The sequence below is a fragment of the Campylobacter sp. CN_NE2 genome (assembly GCF_027797465.1).
Taxonomy (GTDB): Bacteria; Campylobacterota; Campylobacteria; order Campylobacterales; family Campylobacteraceae; genus Campylobacter_B.
In genome coordinates, this window is sequence record NZ_CP115608.1 from 1,015,338 (window position 1) to 1,039,070 (window position 23,733).

At 36.2% G+C, this 23,733-nt stretch carries 25 protein-coding genes; 5 read left to right on the forward strand and 20 right to left on the reverse strand.

Annotated elements, in window-relative coordinates:
- Positions 1 to 41: 41 nt before the first annotated feature.
- The 3 genes from PF028_RS05015 to PF028_RS05025 are packed head-to-tail and all read right to left on the reverse strand — an operon-like array spanning position 42 to position 2,313.
- Positions 42 to 1,103, reverse strand: a complete 1,062-nt coding sequence (locus tag PF028_RS05015; RefSeq protein WP_270860260.1) for an LptF/LptG family permease — start codon at positions 1,101 to 1,103, stop codon at positions 42 to 44.
- A gap of 2 nt (positions 1,104 to 1,105) precedes the next feature.
- Entirely contained in the window at positions 1,106 to 1,768 is a 663-nt protein-coding gene (pth, locus tag PF028_RS05020) for an aminoacyl-tRNA hydrolase (protein WP_270860261.1), read from the reverse strand.
- A gap of 8 nt (positions 1,769 to 1,776) precedes the next feature.
- Positions 1,777 to 2,313, reverse strand: a complete 537-nt coding sequence (locus PF028_RS05025; RefSeq protein WP_270860262.1) for a 50S ribosomal protein L25/general stress protein Ctc — start codon at positions 2,311 to 2,313, stop codon at positions 1,777 to 1,779.
- Between the two features lie 66 nt (positions 2,314 to 2,379).
- Here PF028_RS05025 and PF028_RS05030 point away from each other — a divergent pair, with 66 nt between their 5' ends.
- Positions 2,380 to 2,523, forward strand: a complete 144-nt coding sequence (locus PF028_RS05030) for a hypothetical protein (protein WP_270860263.1) — start codon at positions 2,380 to 2,382, stop codon at positions 2,521 to 2,523.
- Positions 2,524 to 2,556: 33 nt separating this feature from the next.
- On the opposite strand, the gene PF028_RS05035 is transcribed toward PF028_RS05030, so the two are convergent.
- The 8 genes from PF028_RS05035 to lpxB all read right to left on the reverse strand — a co-directional run bounded on the left by PF028_RS05035 (position 2,557) and on the right by lpxB (position 10,008).
- Entirely contained in the window at positions 2,557 to 3,363 is an 807-nt protein-coding gene (locus PF028_RS05035) for a hypothetical protein (protein ID WP_270860264.1), read from the reverse strand.
- 450 nt (positions 3,364 to 3,813) lie between these two features.
- Positions 3,814 to 5,022 (reverse strand): type IV pilus twitching motility protein PilT, encoded by a 1,209-nt coding sequence (locus PF028_RS05040; RefSeq protein WP_270860265.1) that lies wholly within the window; start codon positions 5,020 to 5,022, stop codon positions 3,814 to 3,816.
- A 3-nt stretch (positions 5,023 to 5,025) separates the two neighbouring features.
- Positions 5,026 to 6,030, reverse strand: coding sequence for a transaldolase (locus PF028_RS05045; protein ID WP_270860266.1), 1,005 nt, complete (start codon positions 6,028 to 6,030; stop codon positions 5,026 to 5,028).
- Complete coding sequence (serB, locus tag PF028_RS05050) at positions 6,023 to 6,646, reverse strand: phosphoserine phosphatase SerB (RefSeq protein WP_270860267.1); 624 nt, start codon at positions 6,644 to 6,646, stop codon at positions 6,023 to 6,025. The genes PF028_RS05045 and serB overlap by 8 nt, the downstream gene beginning before the upstream one ends.
- A 28-nt stretch (positions 6,647 to 6,674) precedes the next feature.
- Positions 6,675 to 7,412, reverse strand: coding sequence for a UDP-2,3-diacylglucosamine diphosphatase (locus PF028_RS05055; RefSeq protein WP_270860268.1), 738 nt, complete (start codon positions 7,410 to 7,412; stop codon positions 6,675 to 6,677).
- A 3-nt stretch (positions 7,413 to 7,415) separates the two neighbouring features.
- Complete coding sequence (gene argC, locus PF028_RS05060; RefSeq protein ID WP_270860269.1) at positions 7,416 to 8,423, reverse strand: N-acetyl-gamma-glutamyl-phosphate reductase; 1,008 nt, start codon at positions 8,421 to 8,423, stop codon at positions 7,416 to 7,418.
- Between the two features lie 9 nt (positions 8,424 to 8,432).
- Positions 8,433 to 8,924: a transcription elongation factor GreA gene (gene greA, locus PF028_RS05065; RefSeq protein WP_270860270.1), complete on the reverse strand. Its 492-nt coding sequence runs from the start codon at positions 8,922 to 8,924 to the stop codon at positions 8,433 to 8,435.
- Between the two features lie 28 nt (positions 8,925 to 8,952).
- A complete protein-coding gene (lpxB, locus tag PF028_RS05070; protein WP_270860271.1) occupies positions 8,953 to 10,008 on the reverse strand; it encodes a lipid-A-disaccharide synthase in 1,056 nt (351 codons plus the stop codon).
- 78 nt (positions 10,009 to 10,086) lie between these two features.
- On the opposite strand from lpxB, the gene PF028_RS05075 reads away from it, so the two are divergent.
- From PF028_RS05075 to PF028_RS05090, 4 genes are all read left to right on the forward strand, one after another.
- A complete protein-coding gene (locus PF028_RS05075; RefSeq protein ID WP_270860272.1) occupies positions 10,087 to 10,584 on the forward strand; it encodes a hypothetical protein in 498 nt (165 codons plus the stop codon).
- Positions 10,585 to 11,358, forward strand: coding sequence for a 5'/3'-nucleotidase SurE (gene surE / locus PF028_RS05080; protein ID WP_270860273.1), 774 nt, complete (start codon positions 10,585 to 10,587; stop codon positions 11,356 to 11,358).
- Between the two features lie 50 nt (positions 11,359 to 11,408).
- Positions 11,409 to 12,059, forward strand: a complete 651-nt coding sequence (locus PF028_RS05085) for a tRNA threonylcarbamoyladenosine dehydratase (protein WP_270860424.1) — start codon at positions 11,409 to 11,411, stop codon at positions 12,057 to 12,059.
- A gap of 160 nt (positions 12,060 to 12,219) precedes the next feature.
- Positions 12,220 to 13,365 carry a GTPase gene (locus tag PF028_RS05090; RefSeq protein ID WP_270860274.1) on the forward strand — a complete coding sequence of 382 codons (1,146 nt, stop codon included), beginning with the start codon at positions 12,220 to 12,222 and terminating at the stop codon, positions 13,363 to 13,365.
- Positions 13,366 to 13,372: 7 nt separating this feature from the next.
- On the opposite strand, the gene PF028_RS05095 is transcribed toward PF028_RS05090, so the two are convergent.
- The 9 genes from PF028_RS05095 to PF028_RS05135 all read right to left on the reverse strand — a co-directional run bounded on the left by PF028_RS05095 (position 13,373) and on the right by PF028_RS05135 (position 23,698).
- On the reverse strand, positions 13,373 to 14,059 hold the full coding sequence (locus tag PF028_RS05095; protein ID WP_270860275.1) for an aspartate/glutamate racemase family protein: 687 nt from the start codon (positions 14,057 to 14,059) through the stop codon (positions 13,373 to 13,375).
- 53 nt (positions 14,060 to 14,112) lie between these two features.
- Positions 14,113 to 15,006, reverse strand: a complete 894-nt coding sequence (locus tag PF028_RS05100) for a DMT family transporter (protein ID WP_270860276.1) — start codon at positions 15,004 to 15,006, stop codon at positions 14,113 to 14,115.
- Between the two features lie 74 nt (positions 15,007 to 15,080).
- Positions 15,081 to 18,344, reverse strand: a complete 3,264-nt coding sequence (gene carB, locus PF028_RS05105; protein ID WP_270860277.1) for a carbamoyl-phosphate synthase large subunit — start codon at positions 18,342 to 18,344, stop codon at positions 15,081 to 15,083.
- A complete protein-coding gene (mreC, locus tag PF028_RS05110; RefSeq protein ID WP_270860278.1) occupies positions 18,344 to 19,093 on the reverse strand; it encodes a rod shape-determining protein MreC in 750 nt (249 codons plus the stop codon). The genes carB and mreC overlap by 1 nt, the downstream gene beginning before the upstream one ends.
- Positions 19,086 to 20,120, reverse strand: a complete 1,035-nt coding sequence (locus PF028_RS05115) for a rod shape-determining protein (protein WP_270860279.1) — start codon at positions 20,118 to 20,120, stop codon at positions 19,086 to 19,088. Before PF028_RS05115 ends, mreC begins: the two co-directional genes overlap by 8 nt.
- A 12-nt stretch (positions 20,121 to 20,132) precedes the next feature.
- A complete protein-coding gene (gene clpX / locus PF028_RS05120; RefSeq protein WP_270860280.1) occupies positions 20,133 to 21,368 on the reverse strand; it encodes an ATP-dependent Clp protease ATP-binding subunit ClpX in 1,236 nt (411 codons plus the stop codon).
- On the reverse strand, positions 21,368 to 22,156 hold the full coding sequence (gene lpxA / locus PF028_RS05125; protein WP_270860281.1) for an acyl-ACP--UDP-N-acetylglucosamine O-acyltransferase: 789 nt from the start codon (positions 22,154 to 22,156) through the stop codon (positions 21,368 to 21,370). The genes clpX and lpxA overlap by 1 nt, the downstream gene beginning before the upstream one ends.
- Before the next feature lies 1 nt (position 22,157).
- Positions 22,158 to 22,595, reverse strand: a complete 438-nt coding sequence (gene fabZ, locus PF028_RS05130; RefSeq protein ID WP_270860282.1) for a 3-hydroxyacyl-ACP dehydratase FabZ — start codon at positions 22,593 to 22,595, stop codon at positions 22,158 to 22,160.
- Between the two features lie 38 nt (positions 22,596 to 22,633).
- Complete coding sequence (locus PF028_RS05135) at positions 22,634 to 23,698, reverse strand: epoxyqueuosine reductase QueH (protein ID WP_270860283.1); 1,065 nt, start codon at positions 23,696 to 23,698, stop codon at positions 22,634 to 22,636.
- Positions 23,699 to 23,733 lie beyond the last annotated feature (35 nt).

A 23,733-nucleotide genomic window follows, 5' to 3' on the forward strand; every position in this document is an offset into this window, starting at 1 on the left:
TTCCTTGAAAATAAAAAGTTATAAATTCTAGCGAAAAAAGCTTAACGATGCTTAAAAACGAGATATAATGCAAACAAAAATATAGCAAAAATCGGCAAAATAATGCCAAGTTCAGGCATAATCACGCCGTTAAGAGAAAAACGAATCAAAACAAACAAAACGCCCCAAATGCAAAGTGTAGCGATAAAAAATCCAAAGCTTAAAAGTGCAAGATTAAAAAATCGTCCGGTAACCGGCAGATAATAATACAAAATCAAAACCATAAGCGGTGCAAAAAGCGGAAAGAAAATCATATTGTATAAATTTGCCTTGATTGAGCCGACATTTATGCCTTGTGATTTAAAGGTTTTTATCGATTTTATGGCTTCTGAAATGGTATAAACATTTGCCGAATCATAAACGCTTTCGATTGTATTTGGATCAAATCCGCCAAGAGCGGTTATGTCGTTTTGGATTTCATATTTCAAACCATCTTTTCCAAGCTCAAATTCGCTCGGCAAAATGGTAGTATTTAACTCGCTAAAATGCCATTTTTTATCTTCATAAACGCCTTTTTGGCTACTTGATTTTGAAATCAAAGCATTATCTTTAACTTCAAAAAATGCAATATCACTTGCGGCTTTTGCCCCCGGATTTAGCTCTTTTATGTAGATATATTTGCCTTCAAATTTCAAAAACATATCATTGCTAAGCGACCAAATTTGCGAGAAATTCGTCAAATTCTTTTGAAAACGGAGCGAGTATGCAAACGGGGTGTTATTTAAGCCGATATAAATAAGCGTTATGATTAAAGCTATCAAAAATGGCGGAACTATAAATGAATTTTTACTAACTCCAAGCGCGTAAAAACTAACAAATTCGTTGCTACGAATCATATTAAAAGCTGTGATGATTAACGCAAAAATCAGGCTTAAAGGAAGCGTGTAGGTTACAGCTACACTCGCGGTTAATGCGATATATAAAAGAGCTGTGTTTGCGCTTTGCGGGAAGTCTTTTAAATTTGTTAGCACATCAATGCCGACATAAAAGCACTCCAATGCGATAAACAAAATAACGACATATTTAAAATAAACATAGCCTACATATCGCGAGTAAAGCTTCAAACTTAATCCTTCAAGCAGTTTTTCGTGTTGAATTTTGCCGAAATTTCGTTAATATTTGATTTTATCAGCTCTAAAAGCCCATTTTTGGCATATTTTAAAATCTCTTTTAAACACTCTTTTTCGTTTGCATTGAAATTTGATAAGACAAAATTTGCCGTGTTTGGTTTGAAATTTGGCAAATTTAGATTTGATAAATTTGAAATTTGTGAAAGCGGAGAATTTGCTGAATTTTTTGAATTCACGGAATTCGCCGAATTCGGCAAAGAATTTTCGCTTCGTCCCACGCCTATGCGAACTCGCTCGTATTCGTTACCGATTAGATTATCGATTGACTTTATGCCGTTGTGTCCGCCGCTAGACCCACCAAATTTAAACTTCATAGCACCAAATTTTAAATCAATGTCGTCGTGAATAACGATAATGCGTTCGGGTTTGTAAAAATCTTTAACTGCTTTTACCGAATTTCCGCTTAAATTCATAAAAGTTTGTGGTTTTAAAAGTAGAAGCGAACCTTTTTTATAAAGTTCGCCTTTGAATTTTGAGGGGCTTCCGACGGCGTCGAAACCGCCGTCATTTATAAGCTCGTCAATCAGCATAAATCCTACATTATGCCTTGTATTTTTATACTCATCTCCCGGGTTTCCTAAACCTACGATAAGTATCATTTTACGCCTTATTTAGCTGTCAAAACTCCGACAACTGCGACTGATTCTTTTTCGATAATGCTAACGCCTTTTGGAAGCACAATATCTCTAACTAGGATAGAATCGCCCACATCAAGCTCAGTTACATCAAGCGTGAAATCATTTGGAATATCTTTTCCTGCGCATTTTACGGCTAGGCGTCTTTTTGATTGCACCAAGACACCTTTGTTTTTAAGACCTTTTGCGATACCTACGACTTTAACAGGGATTAGATATTTGCTGACCTCTTTGTCATCAACAACACGCAAATCAACATGCAACAAAGCGTTTGTTACAGGGTGTTTTTGATATTCTTGGATAACAACTTTGTAGGTTTTTTTGCCAACTTTTACTTCAAAAGGAAGTGTAGTTTTGGCTCTAACTGCTTTTATAAAATCATTTGATTTAAACGCAGCGTTTATATTTTCAAATCCTTTCGCGTAAATGTTTGCGATTAGATAACCATCTCTTTTCAAGGCTTTTGAAGACCTTTTACCGATACTCTCTCTAACGATACCTTCTAACATCGTTGTCCTTTCGTAAAAAATAGGCTGAGAGTATAGCGAAAAATTTATAAAAACAAGTTGAATTTAATGTGGTTTGGTTTTGTTTGTCGTTGTGATGAATTTGCATTGTCATTGCGAAGCTACGCAACTATTATGGTAGGCAAGGATGCCAGCTTTACGAACTGCTCTATCCAAAATTTGATTAGCTTTCGCTATTCTGCTGTTTGTTGAACTCATGGTTCTCTCCTTTAAAAAAATTTGTTATTAAATTAATTCGTAACTTTTTTTAATATGGTCAATATTTATATTTTTTTGCAAAAAATATTGTTTGACTTCTTTATAAATTTCATCACTATATAGATAAATCATAAAATATCTAGCCGACAACAATGCACCATACATAGGCACAGTGTGGTGTGATTTTGCAATTCTTAAAAAAGGAAAAATTTTAAATCCTTTTAAACTACAATTTATAAAAAAATAAGATAAAAATTTAATTATTAAATTTATAAAGCAAAATAGTATTGATGGCAAAAAAGCTATTATCACAAATAAAATAAAGATAATAAATAAAAAACATTTGAAATAGATAGGAAAATCTTCAAAATGACCAGTTCCGACAAAAAAGGTTCTTGCCAATTCATCATGTGAAATTTTACATTTTCTTTTTAACTTTCCGTAATCATAAAATTCTATGTAATGATTTGTAAATTTGATTTTATGATTTTTAAATTTAAATTTTTGAAGAACAGCAATAATGATAATATAACTTACTGGTATCAAACTTAACCAAAGCAATTCTTGTGGAACTTTACCCCAACGCAATTCTTGTAATATCCCTGCAAAAATACAAGCAAAAATAAAAGATGAAACAAGTAAAGTTAATACAAAAAATTCTTCATAGCTTTGTATAATGAGCGGGTCTTTATCATAATCCCTAAAATTTGGATTATTTTTCTTTTGAAATTCTAAATCTTGTTGATATTTTTGTTCTTTTATTTGTGCTTTTTGAATTTTGGCTTCTGCGTTTTTCTTTAACTGCTCGGCTCTTTGTTTTATATCGTTTTCCAATTTTAATCCTTTTTGTAAATTTTCTCGTCATTGCAAGACCACGAAGTGGTCGTGGCAATCCAGTCAAACGGCAAAGCCGTTTATTAAAAAGCAAATTTGCAAATAATAAACGCCTGTCGGCGTTGCTGGATTGCTTCGTCGCTTCGCTTCTCGCAATGACAAATTTTAGCAAATTCAGGTCGTATCAGTTACCTGCGATACGAAAGTTTTTAAATTTGCATTTTACAAATTTGTTATTTTTAAATTAGAGATTGCTTCGATTTTTTCTGCGAAAATTCTCGCAATGACAATGGATAGAAAATTTAAATTTTCAAATAGTTCAATATCAAATTTAAACTACAAATGCCGACGATTTCGTGTGTTTTCGAGCAAAACAAGCGAAAAACTAGGCGTCTGCCTGTTTGAGCTAGTTTTGCGACGAATCACACGAAAGCTAGGCTGAATTCAATTCTATAACTCTTTTAATTGAACGACTTCGTCTTCCATACCGGCATTTATATCTTGCCCTGCTTCCAAATTTGCCTTTTGTTTTTTGGCTAAATCGGCATTTTTCATCATCAAGTCAAGGTCGCTTCGTTTTGAAGCTTTATCTAGCGCTTCGCTTTTCGTAAGCACGCCGGTATCATAAAGATCTAGCAAATGTTGGTCAAATGTCTGCATGCCGTAAGTATATCGTCCATCGGCTATCGCATCAGGGATTTCGCCGTCGCGACCCTCTAAAATCATATCTTTGATACGAGTATTTTTTCGCATAATCTCAACAACCGCGCATCGCTTGTCGTCCGTTGTTTTGGCTAAGCGTTGAGAAATAACCGCTTCGATAACCGCAGCAAGGGTGATTTTTATCCGTTCTTGTTCGCTTGGTTCAAACATAGTTATGATACGACCGATTGTCTCTTTTGCATCGACAGTGTGAAGTGTCGAAAACACAAGGTGTCCTGTTTCAGCTGCGTGAAGCGCTGTTTCGATAGTCTCTAAGTCCCGCATCTCGCCTACGAAAATAATATCAGGGTCTTCCCGTAACGCGGCGCGAATTGAATCGGCAAAAGTGTTGCAGTCTTCGCCGATAGCTCGTTGGTTTATCACACATTTATCATCTTTGAAAACAAATTCTACCGGGTCTTCGATAGTTACAATATGGCTTGTTCTGCTTTGATTTATTCTATTTATCATACTTGCGATTGTAGTTGTTTTACCGCTTCCAGTTGGTCCTGTTAGCAAAATAATACCACGCATTGTCTCATCGCAAATTTTCTTAATCGATTCAGGAAGTCCAAGCTCGTCAATAGTAGGAATCTTAACAGGAATCGTTCTAAAAACCATGCTAATGCCGTCAATTTGAAAGAAAATATTTACACGGAAGCGATAATTTTCATTTAACGCATAAGTAAAATCCACGCTTTTGTTTTTCAAAAGCTCTTCAAATCTCGTTCTAAGAAGCACTTTTGAAAGCTCAATGCCGTCTTGTTGTGTAAAAACATTTTTACTAAATTTGACAAGCTCTCCGTTAATACGACCGCGAATCACGCTGCCTGATTTGATATGCAAATCGCTACCGCCGTTTTGAACCAAAAAATCAAGATATTTGTTTAATCTATCCCTTTGAGCGTAGTTTAGGTTGTTTAAATCAACGCTCTCGTTTCCTTCTAGTCCTCGCATATTTTATCCTTTCTTTAAAGCTTTGATTATATCGTCAAATGCGATGATGAATTGTTCCAATCCGTCATCAAGCAACTTTTTATAAACTTTTTTCATGTCAATTCCTGCGTTTTTGACCTTTTCGAAAAATTCGTCGATTTGCTCGTTTGTTAGTGGCACCTTTGGCGAATTTTCGGTTTTTATAAACGCTTTTATTGTATCAAGCGGAGCGGTATTTATGCAGTTTTCAAATAAAAGTTCGCTCACATAATAATCTTTTGGTAACTCATCGCCCTTAACGCCCGTGCTAGCAAAAAGCGGTTTAACGAAGCTTAAATTCGCTTCTTTTATGATATTGTAGCATTTCATAGCATTAATTATACCCACTTTTGCTTTTGGCAGACCTGCGTTAGCCATTTTTTCATCAAGCATTCTATCAAAACGGCTAACAAAAATGCTAATAACCGCTTTTGGTAAATTTGCTTTTGGGAAGTATCTTTTAAATCCTGCAATGCCCTCTTCAAAGGCTTCAAGGCATTTTTTAGTCTGCTCAGGCGAAAAAATCAAAGTCGCATTTACATTTATGCCCTTGCGTATTAGTTCGCTCATCGCTTCATATCCGTCCTTTGTGGCAGGGACTTTTATCATAACATTTGGCATACCGATTGCACCGTAGAGATGTTTGCCGTCTTTAAATGTGGCTTCTGCTTTGTTGCTTAAATTTGGATCGACTTCGATACTAACAAAGCCGTCATCTGCGTTTATGTAGTTTTTAAGTAAGCTTTCTGCTGCACTTCGTATATCTTGCGTAGCTAAAATTTCATAAAGTTTTTTTGGCTCTTTTTTCTTAAATTCTTCCTTTGCTTCTGCGTAAGCAGGGGAATTTAAAAAAGCGTTTTTGAAAATAGACGGATTTGAAGTCGCTCCGTTAATCGTGCCGTTTTTTATAAGCTCGTTAAATTCGCCGTCAATAAAATCACGCTCCAAAAAGTCGCACCAAAGGCTAAATTTAACCTTTTCGTTATACATATTTCATAACCTCCCTTAAATCTTTTGTATCCACACAATGCGTTGCCTCTTTTTTCAAAACTTCGTGAGCGCAAAATGCGATTTTTAGACCAGCTTCACGAAACATCGAAACATCGTTTGCGCCGTCCCCAACGCACATAACTTCATCAGATTTTAAATTTAAAAGCGATTTTAACTCTCTTAACATCGCCCCTTTTGAGTAGCCAAACATTATCTCTCCGCCCACAAGTCCCGTTAGGACGCCGTCTTTTTCGTGCAAAATGTTTGCAAAACTAGCATCAAATCCTAAAACTTTTTTGGCATGATCGGTTGCTATGTGGTAGCCGCCGCTAAAAACAACGACTTTGATATTTTTTGATTTTAGATAAGCTATAAGCTCTTTTGCGCCTGTGATGAAAGGCAAATTCTTAGCGATTTTTTCTATTTCGCTTACCTTAACGCCCTTTAAATACGCAACCCTTTCAACCAAGCTTTCAAAAAAATCAAGCTCGCCCGCCATTGCTCTTCTTGTAATATCGGCAACTTCTTTTTCTTTTCCGACACTTCTAGCAAACTCGGTTATAGTCTCGCCGTCCATAAGTGTGCTATCAAAATCAAAAACACAAAGTTTAATCATATTTTTCCTTTTAAAAGCTTTATTATAACTATTTTAAATTTAAATTTAGACAAAATTCATCAAATTTATTGCTTTTTGCGTCGAATTTATAAATTTTTTGCGTAACGGCAAATGAATTTAAATTTATATATGTTTGATTTTCAAATTTTAGAATTTCATCTTGATGATAATGACCCTCGACGACGATTTTAGCGTTATAGTTATGAATTTTTGGTTTTATAAAATTCATAAAATTTTCAGCCTTTTTATACAAAATTTTATCTTCTTGCGATTTTAAAATGGCTTTTGAAATCTTAAATTTGCAAATTTCATCGATAAAATTCATAAATTTTAAAAATTGTCTATTTCGCAAAAACAAAAGTGAAATTTGCGTTATCTTTGGCAGAAAAATATCGCCGTGAGAAATCTGCAAAATCTCGCCAAATTCGGTTTTAAATGAAGTCGGTTGGTCGTAGTGGCTAAAAACTTTTACGCTCGGAAAAATCTCTGCTAGATTAAAATCATGGTTGCCTTCAAAATAAAAAATCTCGCATTTTTTTGAAATTTCATTTATCAAATTTATCTCAAATTCATAAAATTTTTGCGAATATGTCGTATTTGCCAAAAAATCAAACATATCGCCAAGCATAAAAATTTGGCTTGGCAAATTCTCATTTTCAAGCGAATTTAACTCTTGCAAAAATGCACGAAAATTCGCTCTGTTTGTATTTGCGTGAGCGTCGCTTAAAAAAATCGCACCGTTTTTAATTTTATAAATTCTTGCCACGCTTTAAATTCCGTGAGAGATTTTTGGCATTGCCATGTTTTGGCTTACGCCAAGCATTAAATTCGCATTTGCCACAGCTTGGCTTGAAGCGCCTTTTAGTAAATTATCAATGGCTGAATTTATCCAAATTTTATCCCCGTCAGTTTTTACAAAAATATCGCAAAAATGCGTTCCCGCGACATTTTTTATAAGCACTGGTTCGTTTCTAACGCGGATAAATTCTTCATTTTTGTAAAATTCTTTTAAAATTTCCATTGTGTCGATTTTTTCTTTCAAAACGCCAAATGCGCTAACTAGCATTCCGCGCGTTAATGGAAGCAAATTTGGCACAAAAATCGTGTTAAATTCGGCATTTGCCCTAATTGAAAGTTGTTCTTTGATTTCATCTGCGTGGCGGTGCGAAATTGGCGAGTAAGCATTTGCGTTTTCATTTACGCTAACAAAATGACTTGTAGCTTTTAAGCCCTTTCCTGCGCCACTTACGCCACTTTTAGCGTCGATAAAAACACCGATTTTATTATCCATAAATTTTAAAAACGGCGCAATCCCTAAAATCGAACAAGTCGGATAACAGCCCGGATTTGCCACCAAATTTGCCGTTTTGATTTTTTCGCGATTAAGCTCAACCAAACCATAAACAGCATGGGCTAAATTTTTTGGATCCAAATGTGTCGTATAATTTTTCTCATAAAGTTCTAGCGAAAGGCGATAATCCGCACTTAAATCCACAACTTTTGTCGTGCCAAATTCCAAAATCGCCTGTGCGAATTCCATTGCTTTTTCATGTGGTAAGGCTAAAAAAACCAAATCACATTTTTGCGCCGCCGTTTTTGGGTCGGCGATTTCGACTTTCATATCCAAAACACCGCTAAGTTGCGGGAAAATTTCACAAATTTGGCTTTCGCTTGTGGCTGCAAGATAAGAAATTTCAAACTCGTCGTGGCGAAGTAAAATTTTTATAAGCTCCAAGCCCGTATAACCGCTAACTCCGATAATTCCGACTTTTTTCATCATTTTTCCTTATGCAAATTTGATAGGCTTATAAGAAACGCTTAGAATTTCTATATCTTTTCTGCCGTTTGGCAAATTTAGCGTTATCTCATCACCCTCGCTCTTGCCTAAAAGCTGTTTTGCAAGCGGTGTGTTTATGTTTATCAGCCGTCTTGAAACATCGGCTTCGCTAAAACCGACTATGACATAGGTTTCTTCAAGTTCGGTTTCAATATCCATAAATGTAACGGTTGAGCCAAATTTAACCTTATCATGCTCGTATGAACTAGGATCAATAACTTTTGCTCTTGCCACTATATCGCTGATTTCGGCAATTCTAGCTTCTATAAAGGCTTGTTTTTCCCTTGCTGCGTGGTATTCTGCGTTTTCTTTCAAATCGCCGTGGCTCCTAGCGATGTCGATGTCTTCGACGATTTTTGGGCGTTGAACTGTTTTTAAATCTTTAAGTTCAGCTGTAATTTTTTCATAACCATAAAGCGTCATTGGTTCGGTTTGTTCCATAAATTTTCCTTTATTAAATTTTTTAAAATTATACTTTTTCTTGTTTAAATTTAAGCAAATTTGCAACATTTTTTGCACTGCCAAATTTCAAATACTCCCTTAAATCGGCACATGCGCGACTAAATTTTTCATAATCGCAATTTTTATACGCATTATACAGATTTTTCACACTTACTTCATCTTGCAAAAGCTCGGTATGAAGTGGTTTTTCGCCCATAAAATCAAAAATAATATTTGCTAGACCAGCGAATTTTAGCTTCACAAATTTTCTAGCGATATACATATCAATCGCCTTTGCCTTGTAACAAAGCACAAACGGAGTGCCAATTAGCGCGGCTTCAAGCGTGGCAGTTCCTGAGCAAATAAAGGCGAATTCGGCATTTACTAGCGAATTTATCGTATCGTTTGAAATCTCAAAAAAGCTAGTATCACCGTAAATTTCAGCCAAATTTGGCATTAAAAATTTCGGCACCACAAGTGTTTTTTTGTGATTTGCAAATTTGCGAGAAAGCTCCCTATAAATCGGCATTAAACGCGTGATTTCGCTTCTACGAGAACCCGGCATAAAAACCAAATTTCCGTTTTTTTCGTAGCTATTTTTTTGAATTTTAATCTCATCTAAAAGCGGATGCCCAACATAAGTCGAGCGATTATAAAATTTGCTATCAAAAGGCAAGATTGAAGCCAAGTTATCGCAATACTTTTCCACTTTTGCGACCCTGCCCTTTTTCCACGCCCAAACCTGCGGTAAAATATAATAAGTTATCGGCGTTTTTACACCTTGCTCTTTAAGTTTTTGCGCTAAGGGTAAATTAAAAGCAGGACTATCGATTAGCAAAACTCCGTCGCAAGTCCCCGCTAATTCCACCATTTTTTTCATCGCTTTTTTTGCTTTGAAAATAAGCGGTAAGACTTCTACAAAGCCCATTGCAGAGAATTCCTTGCTATCATAAATCGCACTGCCAAATTTTTCAAATTTTTTATCAAAAATTCCACAAATTTCGCACTCGCCAAGCTCATTTAAAACCTGCTCAAAATGCAAATTTGCCGAAGCTTCCAAACAAGAAACAAGGTATTTTTTCATATAAATCCTGCAAATTTTTTACGGAAATTATAGCAAAGATATGCTAAAATTGCTAAATTTTAAATTTAAGGAAAGTTTATGAGAAAAATTCTTAGTTTTATGATTTTTGCCCTTATTTTGGCGGGCTGTGCTGATGATGAGCCAAAATATCAAAAAATCGATATTGAACAAACAAATGCAGAAATCGCAAATTTCAACTCTGCCGTCAATGGAAAGTCATCAAAAGATATTGCAAATTCTATGGTTATGGACTTTGCAAACAAATACGGCTCGACTAAATTTAACCAAAAAGTCGCCCAATATACATACTTTGAAGAAATTTACGCAAACGAAAACAAGGTCGTTTATAACTACACTTTGAGTTCTGGCTGGGCGGGTTTGCCAAACAAAGAAAAAGAGAAATTTTTAAAATATTTGCAAACTGATTTGATTAGCAAAAGTTGCTCAACGCCGACAAATCGCATAGCGTTTAGAAAAGGTGTCAGCGAAGTTCATAGCTATTTTTATAGTTATGCCGACAACCACCTTTTTAATATAGACATAAACGAAGAAGTTTGCGTTAAAGCAGGTTTATAAATGAAGGAAATTTTAATCACAAATGACGATGGTTTCGAAGCAAGGGGAATGCTCGAACTTGCCAAGGCGCTAAAAAAAATCGCAAATGTTACAATCGTAGCTCCAAGCTCGGAAAAATCGGCTTGTTCGCACTCTTTGACACTGACAAAACCGCTTAGATTTATCAAGCTTGATGACGGATTTTTTAAGCTTGATGACGCTACGCCATCAGATTGCGTTTATTTGGGCTTAGAAATGCTTTTTAACGCAAAAAAACCAGATCTCATCATCTCGGGCATAAACCACGGCGCAAATGTAGCCCAAGACATAACCTACTCCGGCACTTGTGGTGGTGCTATGGAAGGCGTTTTACAAGGAATTCCTTCATTAGCGGTAAGTCAATTTTATATGAACGATAGCCTAGATAGATACGGCTTTGACTTAGCCTGTGAAATTACGCTAAATTTGGTGGAAAAAATCTTTAAAAATGGCTTTCCGTTGCCGTCAAAACAATTTTTAAATTTAAACTTTCCGGCTGTGGGAAAAGCCGAATTTAAGGGCTTAAAGGTCGTTCCTTGTGGCGATAAATTTTACTCCACCGACGCCCAAACAAATCGCAATCCGCGTGGCTGGGAATACCACTGGTTAGGTCTAACGGATTTTAATTTTGATAAATCTTTAAATTTAAATACCGACATTGGCTTACTTACCGAAGGATATGCAACGCTAACGCCAATAAATCTAAATTTAACAGCACATAATGAGCTAAAAAGTGTGGAAAAATGGCTATTATAGATGATTTAACCTGCTCGAAATCGCTTCGTAATTCAAGCCAAAACACGGAAATCATTGATAGATTTACCCGCTCTCGTTGGCTTTTTGGCGAAAGTTTTAAAAAACTACAAAATGCAAAAGTTTTGGTTTGTGGCTGTGGCGGCGTAGGCGGCGCTACCATAGAATGTCTATATCGCTCAGGCGTAATAAATTTAAGCATTATTGATTGCGATAAATTTGATATTACAAATCAAAACAGGCAGTTTGGAAGCGAAAATTTGGGTGAAAAAAAATGCGAAGTTTTTGCGAAAAAATTTGACGGAGTAACGCCTATTTTTGCTAAAATAGATGATGAATTTTTAGAAAAATTTGATATTAGCAAATTTGATTTTGTTATTGACGCCGTTGATGATATTCGCGCTAAAATTGCACTTGCCGTTAAATGCAGCGAAAAAAATATCAAATTTATTAGCTCGCTTGGAGCGGCAAAACGCCTAAATCCTAGTAAAATTAAAATCACTTCTATTTGGAAAACCCACAGCGACCCGTTTGCTAGAAAATTTCGTTATGAGCTTAAAAAATCTGGCTTTAAAGGCGATTTTCCTTGCGTTTTTTCAGAAGAAGAGCCAAACTGCGAAAAACTAGGTTCTTTTATGGGCGTAACGGCTAGTTTTGGGCTATTTATCGCTAGTTTTGTAGTGCGAAATTTGATAGAAAAGTAATTATATCATCAAAAATTTACTTATAAATTTTTTGTTAAATAAATTTATAAAATTTCAAAAAAAATCTATTTTTTAACTAAATTTTGTTAATTTAATATTAATTTTTAAAATTTTCTTTTATTTTATGATAAAATTATATGAAAAATTTAAGAGGTGTAAAATGAGCGTTGAAGATATAATTGTAGATTTAAATGAAATCGAAAAAAAAGTTCCTATGGAAGTCAAACTTCTAATCCAAAATCAAAAAAAACTTGACAAATTAAATGTTCTTATTGTCGGTAAAACTGGTGTCGGGAAAAGCACACTTATAAATACGATTTTTGGACGAAATGTTGTTAGGACTGGTTCAGGCGAACCTATTACTAAAAAAATCGTTGAAATTAAAATCAACAAATTTTTTAGTATCTATGACACAAAAGGGCTTGAAATGAGCAATTTTGAAGCTACGCTTGAAGATATTAAAAGCTTTATAGAGCAAAAGGCCCATTCAAGAGATCCTATTCATATAGTTTGGTTTTGTATCGCCGAAAGCGGTAGGCGTTTGGAAGTTAAAGAAAAACGCCTATTTAATATGATAAAAGATAAAAATATACCAATCATAGCCGTTATCACAAAAGCTCAACAAGACAAAGATTACAACGGAGAAAAATTTTCAGATATTGTAAAAGCAAATTTGGAAATTTCAAGCTCGATTTTGCAACGAGTTAGAGCATTAGAAATCGAAGATGATGACGGTATTATTAAAAAAATCAGCGGCATTGATGATTTGATTACAAAAACTTTTGAAATTCAACGCCTTGCGGCAAGCAAAAAGGTTATGTTTGCCAAATTTCAAACTTATAATAAAAATCTTAAAAAAACGGTTGCGCTTGAAATCACGCTAAAACACTCAGTCTTAGCAGCCAGTATGACGGCTGAAAATATCGCATTTTCGGATATTGCGCTACTTTTGCCGGTGCAAATGTATATGATAGAGTATATCACTTCGATTTATAATCTAGAAATTTCAAGGGAAGATATTTTAAAAATTCTCTCTGAATTTGACCGTATTATCGGCGTTGGATTTGAAATAAAATCAATCGACGGCGATATTGTACGACTTGCGCCGTTTAATGACTTGCTAACTGACGGGCTTATAAATTCGTCTGTGGCAGCAAAAATGACGAAGTTAATCGGCGAAATTTACACTAGGTATTTGGACGAAAATTTCGATGAAATTTATGAGGGTGAATTCGATCCTGTTTCAAATTTAAATCGCCAAAAGATCAAATATATAATCACAAATAAGCTTATAATGGGAGATTAAAATCCCATTATAACGCCATTTTGGCGCATTTTTTAGCGTGGATTATCGTCGTGTCAAATACCGGAATTTCCAAATCATTTTGCGAAATCAAAAGTCCGATTTCTGTGCAACCTAAAATCACACTTTTTGCCCCTAAATTCGCAAGTCTATCGATGATTTTTAAAAATTTATCTTTTGAAGATGGCCATATTTTTCCTAAACAAAGCTCATTAAAAATGACCGAGTTTATAAATTCAATCTCGTCATCATTTGGAATAAAAATTTCTATACCTTGTTCGATTAATTTTTCTTTATAAAAATCCTGCGTCATCGTGTATTTCGTGCCAAGAAGTATGGTTTTATCGATATTTTTGGCTTTTAGCTCATCAGCGGTAGCTGTGGCGATATGCAAAATGGGAATTTGCAAATTTGCTTTTATTTGTGCTTCAACCTTGTGCATTGTGTTGGTGCAAATAGCGATAAAATCGGCTCCTGCGACTTCTAAATTTTTAGCGACACTAGCTAAAATACGACCGGCTCTCTCCCACTCTCCCTTTGCTTGGCACTCTTCGATCTCGCTAAAATCCACACTATAAAGCAGAATTTTTGCACTATGCAAACCTCCAAGATGAGCCTTTATCTCTTCATTTATGATTTTATAGTAAGTAGCCGTGCTTTCCCAGCTCATTCCGCCGATTAGTCCGATAGTTTTCAAAAAATTTCCTTGAAAAATTAAAATTTAGATAATTTTAACCGAATTTGGTAAATTTAACCCTTTTTCGCTAACAAAAATATACACGAAATAATCAAAACAAAGCCAACAAAATCCAAAAACACAAACTGCGTTTTAAGCCAAAAATGTGCAAAAAATGCTGCGCTAACTGGTTCAATCGCTGCGATTAGGCTTGCTTTTGGTGCGCCGATCAATTTCACGCCAATCATATAAAAACTAAATGCTAAAACCGTTCCAAAAAACACAACGCCCATAAGTGCTAAAAATCCGCTAAAATCGCTAATACCTTTTAAATTCCAAACTTGCAAAAACAAACCCAAAACTACTCCGCCAAGCACCATACCCCAACCTAAATTTAGCACAACAGGATATTTTTGATTTAGTTTTTTTGGTGCAAGATTATAAACACAAACACAAACTGCGCTAAGCAAACAAAAAATAAGTGCCTTTTGACTAATAACAAGTGAGTCTAAATTTCCGTGCGTAGCTAAAATCACAACACCCAAACTTGCTAAAATCAAAGAGATAAATTCGCTGATTTTTGGCAATCGTCTTTCATTCACGCATACAATCACTAAAATCATAGCTGGTGCTGTGTATTGGATCACGGTAGCGACTGCGGCATTTGAAAGCTCGATAGAATAAAAATAAAAATATTGCGTTAGCATTAAACCCAAAAGCGAAAAAGCTAAAAACTGCGGATAAAGTCTTTTATCTTTAAGCGGTGCAAAAAATCTTTTATCGCGCAAACGAAATGCACAATAAAAAAGCAAAACCACGCCAGCGCAAAAAAGTCGATACGGAACAAGCCAGTTTGCGCTCACGCCCTTTACTTCGAAAAGATACTGACCGCAAACCCCGCTAAAACCCCAAAAAATTCCGCCAAGAAGTGTTATGAAAATTCCAAAAATTATACTTTGCGTTTTCATATTAATTGAATTAAATTTATAAAATTTCGGCAAATTTAGCATAAATTTCACGCAAATTTGCCGAATTTGTGAGTTTATTTTTGACCTAAATACTCTTGCAAACTTTTTACTTCTAGTGCAGAGCCATCTTGCATAGAGCAAACAGAAAGTGTCGCAGCAAGGGCAGCTTTGACCGTCGTAAAATACGGCAACTTAAATCTTAATACGCTTTGGCGAATTTTAGCTGCATCGCTACTACTAGATTTGCTGTCGCTTGTATTTATCACTAACGCAATGTCGCCGTTTTTAAGCCTATCTTCGATATTTGGTCTGCCTTCGCTAATCTTATAAACAAATTCGCACTCAACGCCGTTAGCAGTTAAAAGCTTGTGCGTTCCGCTTGTAGCGCAAATTTTAAAGCCGATTTTGGTTAGAGCAGTGGCAAGTTCGACGGCTCTAAGCTTGTCATGTTCTGCCAAAGACAAAAATACTAGCCCGTCGCTTGGCAAGACATTGTTTGCAGCGATTTGGCTTTTTGCAAAACTTTTAGCAAAATTCTCGCCGATACCCATAACTTCGCCAGTGCTTTTCATCTCGGGTCCTAAAATCAAATCCGCTCCCGTTAATTTATTGAAAGGAAAAACGCTTTCTTTTACGCAGATATGGTTTTTGATTTTTGGTTTTAAAATTCCCTTTTCTTCGCTTAGAACGCCAAATTGATCGTAAAATTTCAAGGCTTCTCTTAAATTTCCTTGCCACATTACACGCGTTGCGACCTTTGCCATAGGAATTCCCGTTGCTTTGCTTACAAACGGCACGGTTCTAGAAGCACGAGGATTTACTTCTATCATATAAAGTTCGTTTTCATAAATGGCAAACTGGATATTCATTAGCCCCACAACACCTAAATTTATGGCGATTTCTTTTGTTTGGCGATTTACCAAATCAATCATGTCTTCGCTTAAACTCATCGGCGGCAAGATACTAGCGCTATCGCCTGAGTGAATTCCTGCCTCTTCGATATGCTCCATAATCGCGCCGATATAGACATCTTTTCCGTCGCTTATAGCATCGACATCAAGCTCAACGGCATCAAGTAAAAATTTATCGATTAGCACAGGCGAGTGGTAGCTAACGCTTACTGCTTCGTTCATATAGGCTTTTAGCTCGGTTTCATTATGCACTCTTCTCATCGCTCTACCGCCAAGCACATAGCTTGGTCTTACTAATACCGGATAGCCAATAGCATTAGCTTTTTCTATGGCTTCGGCTTCGCTTATAGCTGTGTCGTTTTTAGGCTGTTTTACGCCGATTTTATTTATAAATTCGCTAAATTTTTTGCGATCTTCTGCCATGTCGATTGTTCTTGCACTAGTTCCTATGATTTTAGCTCCGATTATATTTAGTCTTTTTGCGAATTTAAGCGGAGTTTGACCACCAAAATGCACAATTACACCATCAGGCTTTTCTGCTTCGATTACACTTCTAACATGCTCGAAATCAATAGGTTCAAAATACAAAATATCGCTAGTGTCATAATCAGTTGAAACCGTTTCAGGGTTGCAATTATACATAATGGTTGTAATACCCATATCTTTTAGCGCATAACTTGCATGAACACAACAATAATCAAACTCAATGCCCTGTCCTATGCGGTTTGGTCCGCCGCCGATTATTAAAACTTTTTTATTTGAGCTATCAACCACTCTGCTTGGAATCCCAGCCGTTATATTTGTGCTAGAATACAAATATGGCGTAAGCGCCTTAAATTCTCCCGCACAGGTATCGACTTCGTTATATTCAAGAGTGATATTTTGCTTAGTTCTAGCAAAATAAATATCATTTTGCGTTAGCTCGACATTATCTGTTTTATTTATCAAATACGCTATCATACGATCTGAAAAGCCCATAGTTTTAGCCCTTCTAAGCAACTCAGGGTTATTTATAATATCCATATCGATTTTGCTTTCGAATTCAACTATTTCGTGAATTTGGCGTAAAAACCAAGGGTCAATTTTTGTAAATTCAAAGACCTCATCAAGCGAAAAACCATTTCTAAAAGCTTGTGCGATATACAAAATTCTAGCTTCCTGTGCGTTTCTAAGCCCAAAAATCAAATCATCTTTGCTTAAATTTAGCTCGATAAATCCGTAAAAACTCTTTTCCATAGAACACAAGGCTTTTTGGATACTCTCTTTAAAACTGCGACCTATCGCCATTACTTCACCGATACTTTTCATCGCAGTGCCAAGATATGGATTTGAACCCGGGAATTTTTCAAACGCAAAACGCGGAATTTTTGTAACGATATAATCAATCACAGGCTCAAAGCTTGCAGGAGTTCCCGTGATGTCGTTTTTAATCTCATCTAGGCTAAATCCCACAGCTAGCATGGTAGCGACCTTGGCTATCGGATAGCCTGTGGCCTTACTAGCTAGGGCTGAGCTACGGCTAACACGCGGATTCATCTCAATTACTATCATACGACCGGTGTTTGGATTTATGGCAAATTGGACATTGCTACCGCCCGTATCAACGCCAATCTCACGCAAAATCGCAAAACTTGCATCACGCATTCGTTGATACTCTTTATCTGTAAGAGTTAGAGCCGGTGCAATCGTAATGCTATCGCCCGTATGCACACCCATAGGGTCTAAATTTTCGATAGAGCAAACGATAATGCAGTTATCTTTGTTATCCCTGATAACTTCCATTTCATACTCTTTCCAGCCAAGCAAACTCTCTTCAATCAAAATTTCGTGAATCGGACTTATATCAATGCCGTTTTGCGCGATTTCTTTAAATTCATCTATATTATATGCCACACCTGAACCAGCTCCGCCTAGCGTGTAACTAGCACGAATTATCAAAGGAAAGCCAATTTCACTAGCAGCATTCATCGCTTCTTCGATATTATAAGCATATTTTGATTTTGGTAAATCCATACCGATTTTTATCATCGCTTCTTTAAAAGCTACGCGATCTTCGCCTTTTTTAATGGCTTCTGGCTTAGCGCCTAAAAATTTAACATCACCTAGTTTTCCGCTCTCATAGACTTCCATTGCGACATTAAGCGCAACCTGACCGCCCATAGTAGGAAGTATCGCATCAACGCTTTCTTTTTCGATAATTCGCAAAATGCTCTCTTTTGTTATCGGTTCGATATATGTCGCATCGGCAAAATCAGGATCTGTCATAATGGTAGCCGGGTTTGAATTTATCAAAACTACTCTATAACCTAAATTTTTTAGTGTCTTAGCAGCCTGCGTTCCGCTATAATCAAATTCACACGCTTGACCGATGACGATAGGACCAGAACCTATCAACAAAATTGTTTTAATATCGCTTCTTTTTGGCATTATTTATCCTTTGTAACAACATACAAAAATGTCGGCATACTCTGCCCTGCATACGGCTCAACGACGGCACTTTTGTATAGCTGTTCATCTTTTATCTCTTTTACTTTTCCAACCGGCACTCCTGCGAAAAATACACCATCAAGTCCGCTAGTAAAGACCTCATCTCCTACTTTTGGCTCTAACCATTGAGGTATAAATTTAACACTTATACCATTTGAATTTCCGTTTGCAAGTCCGGGAATTTTATTTTCTCCTACAAATACAGAAAAAGCACTTTTTTCGTCCCTTTGCAAAATCGCTAAGGGCTTATTATCTTTATTTAGCAAAATCCCTGCTGTATTACCTTCGCTAATAAGTCCATAGACTTTATCTTGCTTAAATTCGGGAAATTCAACCCAAAATTTATTATAATCGCTCGTTTGGGCGTAGCTTAAAATTTTTACAAGCCTTACATCGGGAGCAAATTTAGATGAATTTTTATCTATTAAAATTTGATTTAACTCCCAAGCAAAAGTTGAGAGCAAAGCGGCGGATTTTTCTAATTCTTTGTTTTGCTCTCTTAAAATTTTTATCTCTTCGGCTTGTCTAAAATGCTCGTTTATCGTATTTTTTATAAAAGCGGTTGTTTCGTAATATTTATTTATAACAAAACCGGAAAATTCAACCACGCTACCTCTTATCTGCGATCCGAAAACAAGCGATAAAATAACAAAAGCTACGGCTATAAAAAGCGGCTTTATATTATTCATGTGTTAGTTGTTTTAAATAACCTATTTCTTCAAGCGCCTTGCCTGTTCCTTTTGCGACTGCTAAAAGCGGTTCATCTGCGACAAAAACAGGAAGTTTAACTATATCGCTTAGATATTTATCAATTCCTCTTATCAAAGCCCCACCACCTGTTAGCACAACGCCGTTTTCTACGATGTCGGCTGCAAGATCAGGCGGCATCATTTCTAATACTGTTTTTAAGGCATCGGCTATCTCTTTTAAAGGCTCTCTCATAGCCTCTCTAACATCTTCGCTAGTTATGTCGATTCTACTTAAAAGACCGCGCACTTGATCGCGTCCTTTTACGCTCATTTCAAGCTCTTTTGGAAGTTGAATTGCTGTTCCTATTTTGATTTTTATCTCTTCGCCGACTCTTTCACCGATAAGCAAGTTATACTTTTCTTTTACATAATTTACAATGCTACTATCGATTTTATCACCTGCTGTGCGAACAGATTTTGAAATAACAAGTCCGCCAAGAGAAATAACGCCGATTTCGGTCGTTCCACCGCCAATATCAACCACAAGCGATCCTTTTGGCTCTTTTATAGGAAGTCCTGCACCAATTGCCGCTGCCATAGGTTCTTCGATTAAAAAAACTTCCCTTGCTCCTGCTATCATCGCACTTTCTCTGACGGCTTTTCGCTCAACTTGTGTTAGTCCGTAAGGAACAGAAATGATAATGCGTGGGCTGATAAAAAATTTGCGTTTATGCGTTTTTTCAATAAAATATCTAATCATCTTTTCAGTCATATCAAAGTCCGCTATAACGCCGTCTTTCATAGGGCGAATAGCTTCTATATCGCCCGGAGTTTTTCCGACCATCTCTTTTGCTTCATGACCGACTGCAAGAATTCGTTGTTTGCCATATTTTTCGTTTTGCACAGCTACAACGCTTGGTTCGTTAATGATAATACCTTTGTCTTTGACTAATACCAGAGTATTAGCCGTCCCCAAGTCTATCCCCATATCGCTTGAAAATAGTCCTAAAACTGAATCTAACAACATTTTTTTCCTTTATTAAGCACTTAGTTTTACTAAAATCGGTTTTGCCGTCTTTAAAACGACATCTTTTGAAATGATAACATCATAACCTGCAAGTTCAGGCAACTCAAACATAATATCTGTCATAATATCTTCCATTATGCTTCGTAAGCCCCTAGCTCCTGTTTTGCGTTTTATCGCTAAATTTGCTACTGCTTTTAAAGCTTCATCATCAAATTTTAAATTCACGCCATCAATAGCAAAAAGTTTTTGGTATTGTTTTAAAATAGCATTTTTTGGCTCGGTTAAAATTTTAACCATACTTGCTTCATCGATTGCTTCAAGAGTTGCCGTTACATGAAGTCTGCCGATGAGTTCTGGTATCAAACCATAATGAACCAAATCATCAGGCTCAACCATAAAAAGCAAATTCTCATTTTCTTTTTTGCTTCGTTTTTCTTGCCCAAAACCAAGAACATTTTTGCCGATTCTATGAGCGATAATCTCATTTAATCCGTCAAACGCACCCCCACAAACAAACAAAATATTTGTCGTATCGATTTGTATAAAATCTTGGTTTGGATGTTTTCTGCCGCCTTTTGGCGGGATATTAACTACGCTTCCTTCGATGATTTTTAAAAGCGCTTGTTGCACGCCTTCACCGCTAACATCTCTTGTAATCGAGCGATTTTCGCTCATACGAGAAATTTTATCGATTTCATCGACAAAAACTATTCCCCGCTCCGCCTTTTTGACATCGCCACCCGCTGCTTGAAGTAGGCGTGTTAGGATATTTTCCACATCTTCGCCGACATATCCTGCTTCTGTTAGGCTGGTTGCGTCGCTAATGGCGATTGGAACATCTAAAAATCTTGCCAAAGTCTGAGCCATAAGCGTTTTTCCGCTTCCTGTGGGACCAATTAGCAAGATATTTGATTTTGCGATTTCTGTATCATCGTCTTTGATTTCATTTTGTTTAAAAATTCTTTTGTAGTGGTTATAAACGCCCACGCTAAAAGCCTTTTTGGCTCTTTCTTGCCCGATAACATAGTTATTTAAAACTTCCATTAGTTTTTTTGGCTTTATATCATCATAATTTATTTCGCTTATATTTTCTTTTTGCGTTAAATTTTCTGCATTTTCTCCGCCGTGAAGCACTTCATAAGCTGCATCTACGCAGTATTCGCAGATGAAAGAATTCTCTTTTTCGTTAGGAAAAATTCGTCTTCCGTCTTTACTTGAAACATTACAAAAACTGCAAATTTTCTCCATTAATCCCTACCTTTATTTAGCGGAATTCCCCGTTTTGTATTTAGTATAAATTCGCACATTTTTTTGACATTTTCATCTTTTGTTTCACTAAGCAAAACACCTGCTTGATACTTCAAATCCCCGCCAGTATTAAACAAAAATTTATAAGCTTTATTTATGATCTCAACCTGCTCTCTATCAAATCTACGGCGAAGTCCTGTTAAATTTAATCCCCTGATATAAGCGCGATTGCCTTCTGCTAAACAAAACGGCACCACATCTTGATTTAAAGCACTAGCTCCTGCTATCATGCAGCTTTCGCCGATTTTGACAAATTGATGAACAGGCGTTAGTCCGCCAATAACAGCATAATCGCCCATTTGGACATGCCCTGCTAGTGTAGCGCAATTTGCCATAATGATATTATCCCCCAAGATACAATCATGCGCTATGTGGCAATATGACATCATAAAAAGATTATCGCCTATGTGCGTGTAGCCGTCCCCCTTGTGAGAGCCAGAGCTAATGGTTGTAAATTCGTGGATTGTAGCGTTTTTGCCGATTATAAGCCCTGTTTTTTCGCCGATCTCAAAGCTCATATCTTGTGGAATTTCTCCGACAATCGCATACGAAAAAATCGTGCTATTATCGCCGATAGTGGTATCGCCGATAATCCTAGCGCCTTGCTTTATACAAACATTATTGCCGATTTTAGCGTCTTTGCTTACAAAAGCATAGGCTTCGACTACGCAATCTTCACCTAAAATCGCTCCGTCTTCGACAATCGCCATTTTGTGAATTTGTTTCATTTTATCTATCCATTATCATCGCTTGAAGTTCAGCTTCTGTGGCTAAAACGCCGTCGATATAGGCTTCGCCTTTAAGCACCCAAATTCTACCTTTGTGTTTGATAACACTGATTTTGTATTCTAGTCTATCTCCTGGGCGGACAGGTTTTCTAAATTTAGCCTTATCGATACTCATAAAATAAACAACTTTTTCGCTTAAATCTTCATCTGTTGTGCTTTTAAATGCCAAAACACCACCGGCTTGTGCCATACCTTCGATAATCATAACGCCCGGATAAATCGGGTGTCCCGGAAAGTGTCCTTGAAAAATTTGTTCGCCGTAGGTTACATTTTTGTAAGCTGTCAAACTCTCGCCTACCTTTAAATCCGTAACCCTATCAATCAACAAAAAAGGGTATCTGTGTGGTAAAATGTTTAAAATTTCGTTAATGTCAATCATCGCTATCCTTTGATTATTTTAAAAATCTTGCAATTTTATCAAATTATTACTAAAATTTCCCTAACATCTAAATACAAATCCGAATTTGCGAGAATTTCAGCGCGACATTGCGGGATTTTTTCAACCAAAATTATCGGCGAAAAACCGCCTTTAAAAGCGATTTTTTCTCGCACTTTTTCTTGGCATTTTAGGCTCGGCGGATTTTTTAAAATTTCGTCCATATTTTTATAATTTTTATTTGATAATTGATTGAAAAAATTTAGAGTTATAAATTTGATTTCATCTCTATCGACAAAAGCCGAATTTTGCGAATTTTCAAGGTTAAATTTATTATATTTTCGCTTGAAATGCGAGTTATGAAAAATATAGCTTTTTATAGCCGTGCCGTCAAATTTAACCACACCGCTAAGCAAGCGATAATTCATAAATTTATCTCTTAAAATTTCAAATTTCACGCCTTTATTTTTTAGTTTATGGACTTTTTTGTAAAATTTTAATTTTTCTTCAATCGAATTTGGCAAAATTTGCTTGTCGATTGAATTCATAAGCTCGTAAGTGTGCGAATTTTCGCGCTGTTTTGATAACGCATAAAGGCAACCGCAAAAATTTTGATGATAAAGCTTATCTTTTTTTGCTAAGCTAAACTGCTCATTTGTGCCGCCGTTTTTGCGAAAATCAGGAGCGATAAATTCCAAATTCTCATCTTTGCAAATTTTTTCTAGCGAACAGGTAAGCTGAGAGTGCGATTTTTTCGGACTCATTAAAAGCGTTGTTGTGATTTTTTTCTCGTTCATTTTTTTAGCAAAAACGGCAGTTTTTTGCATACGGAAATCAAAACAAAACTCGCACCTTTTGCCCTTTTCAGGCTCATTTTCTAGCCCTTTTGCGCCACTAAGCCAACTCTCAAAATCATACTCGCCTAAATATAGCTTTATGCCAAGCTCTTTGCAACTTTGTTTTACATCTTCAAAGCGAAGCAAAAATTCGCTATACGGGTGGATATTTGGGTCGTAAAAATAGCCGATTAACGGCTCGTCCGTAGTTTCGCGCAATTTTCTTAAAAAATAATGACTATCAACACTGCAACAAATATGAACTAACAAATTTAACCTTTATAAATAAATTCTAGCTATAATTT